Genomic DNA, 3535 nt, shown 5'->3' with positions numbered 1-3535 from the left:
CGTATTAAATAATCAAGGAAAACCATTAATGCCATGCAAACCTAGTAAGGCTAGAAAATTATTAAAGCAAGGCAAAGCAAAAGTAATTAAAAGAGAACCATTTACTATACAGTTATTATATGGCTCAAGTGGGTATAAACAAGAAATTAATTTAGGTGTTGATTGTGGAAGTAAAATGATAGGATTATCAGCAACTACTAAAACACAGGAATTATTTTCAGCAGAATTAGAGTTAAGAAATGATATAGTGGATTTATTATCGACTAGAAAGCAAAATAGAAGAACTAGAAGAAATAGATTAAGATACAGAAAAGCTAGATTTCAAAATAGAGTAAGAAGTAAAAATAAAGGATGGTTAGCTCCATCCATAGAAAATAAAATAAATACTCATTTTAATATAATAAATAAGTTATATAAAATGTTGCCAATATCAAAGATAATTGTTGAAACTGCCCAGTTTGATATTCAAAAGATTAAAATCCAGATATACAAGGTGAAGAATATCAACAAGGTGAACAACTTGGATTTTGGAATATTAGGGAATATGTGTTATTTAGAGATGGACATAAGTGTCAACATTGTAAAGGAAAATCAAAAGACAATATATTAAATGTTCATCATATAGAATCTAGGAAAACAGGAGGAGATAGTCCAGATAATCTTATATGTTTATGTGAAACTTGCCATAAAAAATATCATCAAGGTAAATTGGAACTAAAATTAAAAAGAGGGAAAAGTTTTAAGGATGCTGCATTTATTGGTATTATGAGATGGAGCTTTTATAATAGATTAAAAGAAATATATCCTAATGTAAAAATGACTTATGGATATATAACTAAAACTACAAGGATAGAAAACAATCTATCTAAAGAACATAGAGTTGATGCCAGATGTATAAGTGAAAATCCTTTAGTTAAACCTTTAGATTATTGCTATTATATAAAACAAGTAAGAAAACATAATAGACAAATTCATAAAGCTAACATACTTAAAGGCGGTAAAAAGAAATTAAATCAAGCTCCATATGAAGTAAAAGGATTTAGATTATTTGACAAGGTTAAATATGATGGAAAAGAATGTTTTATTTTTGGAAGAAGGAGCAGTGGATATTTCGATTTAAGAAAATTGGATGGAGAGATAATTCATAGAAGTGCAAATTATAAGAAGATAAAATTACTTGATATAAGAAAAAGTTTATTATGGGAAAGGAAGGTGAACTTGGGGTAAATTCCTCTCATGACTGAAATCACAAGTATCTTTTACCCCAAATCTCATGAAAAATAAAGCAGCAGAAAGAAATTTTAAGAAGATAAGAAGTGAGTTTAATCATATTGAGAATATAGTAAAACATAGCAAATCTCATAATCTATGGGAACATGAAGCAGCTATAAGAAAAAAACTTAGAATGTTAAATGAATACAATGGATTAGATGTTAAAGAATATAAAACAGTTTACAATAAATATCTAGAATTATTAAATTATGCGTCGCAAAAGCTTTTACAGGATTATAATTATAAAAATAATACAAGTTTTAATTTTAAAGATATAGTGAAAGGGAAAGAAGGAGCATATATTAAATCAGGAATTATGGGACTTCTTATTACGGAGCATATTCCTAAAATAGTGGCTAAGGAATTTGAGGATATTTTTCCTTTAAACCCTAAGGATGAGTATAAGGAAGTAAGAAAACTTAAAAGAAAGTTTTATCTTCACCTTGGTGAAACAAATACAGGAAAAACCTACAACTCAATACAAAGACTTAAAAAGTCTTCAAAGGGTATTTATCTTTCTCCGCTAAGAATACTTGCTTTAGAAAATTATGAAAGACTCAATAAAGAGGGAGTTAAATGCAATTTAATAACTGGTGAAGAAGAAATTATAATTGAAGGAGCCGCACATATTTCCTGTACTATAGAGAAACTAAATATAAATGAAGAATACGAAATAGCTATAATAGATGAAATTCAGATGATAAATGATGATCAGAGAGGAGCTTCATGGACTAGAGCGTTATTAGCATTAAACTGTAAGGAAATACATATTTGTGGTGCTATAAATTCAAAAGAATTATTAATAGATATATTAGAGGACTGTGGAGAAGAGTATGAAATAAAGGAATATAAAAGAAACATACCTCTTACTGTGGAGTATAAACAGTTTTCTTATAAAGATGTTGAACCAGGAGATGCTCTAGTAGTATTTTCTAAAAAAAGAGTTTTAGAATTAGGAAGCTTTTATTCAAATTTAGGAATAAAGTCAAGTATGATATATGGAGATTTACCGCCGGAGGTTAGAAGGAAGCAGTATGAACAGTTTATAAATGGCGAAAGTAATATGCTAGTATCTACTGATGCTATTGGTATGGGAGTAAATTTACCTATAAGAAGAATAGTGTTTATCGAAATTAAAAAATTTGATGGAAATGAAGTAAGATATTTAAATTCTCAAGAAGTAAAACAAATTGCAGGAAGAGCTGGAAGAAAGGGAATTTATAATGAGGGATTCGTAGCTTCTTATGGTAATACACAAAAATTTATTAATGATAATTTAGAAATAAAAGATGAACTTATAGAATCAGCAGTTTTGGGACCAAGTGAAGAAATTTTAAAAATTAAAACCTTACCTTTAAGGGAAAAATTGGCACTATGGAGCACTATGGAAGAAAGTATACCCTATTATAGAAAGATGGATATAGGAGAATATTTAGTTATTTTAGATAGTATCAAAAATTATAAATTAGACGAAACAATTCAATGGAAACTTTTAAAAATACCTTTTGATGTGAGTAATAGAGATATTATGAATTGTTTTCTTTATTATATGGATGAAATATTCATTTCTAAGAGTAAAAAGATTACAAAACCTACATATAAATTTAAAGATCTGTATGAACTAGAAACCTATTATCAAAAAATAAATTTATATTATTCATTTTCTAAAGCTTTTAACTTAAATTTTGATGAAGAATGGGTTTATGATGAAAGAATTAAGGTTAGCGAAGATATAAATCATATATTGGTAAGAATATAGTTTTATAATATAATACACAATTCAAAATGCACAATTCACAATTAAGGAGGAAATTAATTCTTTAAGAATTAATTTCTTTAGTGATTTTTTTTACTAGCAATACAATTGCTAGTTTTTTTATAAGAATTTACTATGTAACTTCAAAAATAAATCAATTCAAAACTTCCCTTATAAAAAAGAGGTATCAATAATTGTACATTGTATAAGTAAGGGAGGGTTCATTCTATAATTTGTAATGAACCGTCCCCTATATCTAGAACCAATAAAAATTGGCAAAGGACAATTGACAATTGATGTTGAATTTACTTTTAATCAAGTTAATTTCTCTAACAGATTTTTTATTAGTAATATAATTACTAGTTTTTTATAGGAAGTTATTGTGTAATTTTAAAGAGAATCAATTCTAAATTTCTCAGCTATTGCTGAGAAATATCTATAATTGTGAATTTTGCATTGTGAATTGTGAATGCAATAGTTTTAATTATAATACTAAAAGCATCAATA

Annotated in this window: 3 protein-coding genes; all 3 read left to right on the top strand. The window is 26.9% G+C overall.

Going from position 1 to position 3535, the window contains the following annotated elements:
• The coding region (gene iscB, locus B3603_RS15850; protein ID WP_291566684.1) for an RNA-guided endonuclease IscB at window positions 1-610 on the top strand (610 nt) is incomplete at its 5' end.
• Window positions 547-1227 (top strand): HNH endonuclease, encoded by a 681-nt coding sequence (locus B3603_RS15845; RefSeq protein ID WP_291566682.1) that lies wholly within the window; start codon window positions 547-549, stop codon window positions 1225-1227. The genes iscB and B3603_RS15845, both read left to right, overlap by 64 nt.
• Window positions 1228-1273: 46 nt before the next feature.
• On the top strand, window positions 1274-3031 hold the full coding sequence (locus tag B3603_RS15840; protein WP_291566679.1) for a helicase-related protein: 1758 nt from the start codon (window positions 1274-1276) through the stop codon (window positions 3029-3031).
• Window positions 3032-3535 lie beyond the last annotated feature (504 nt).

The sequence above is a fragment of the Clostridium sp. UBA2485 genome (assembly GCF_002341865.1).
Taxonomy (GTDB): domain Bacteria; phylum Bacillota; class Clostridia; order Clostridiales; family Clostridiaceae; genus Clostridium_J.
This window is presented reverse-complemented; position numbering and strand designations above follow the sequence as displayed.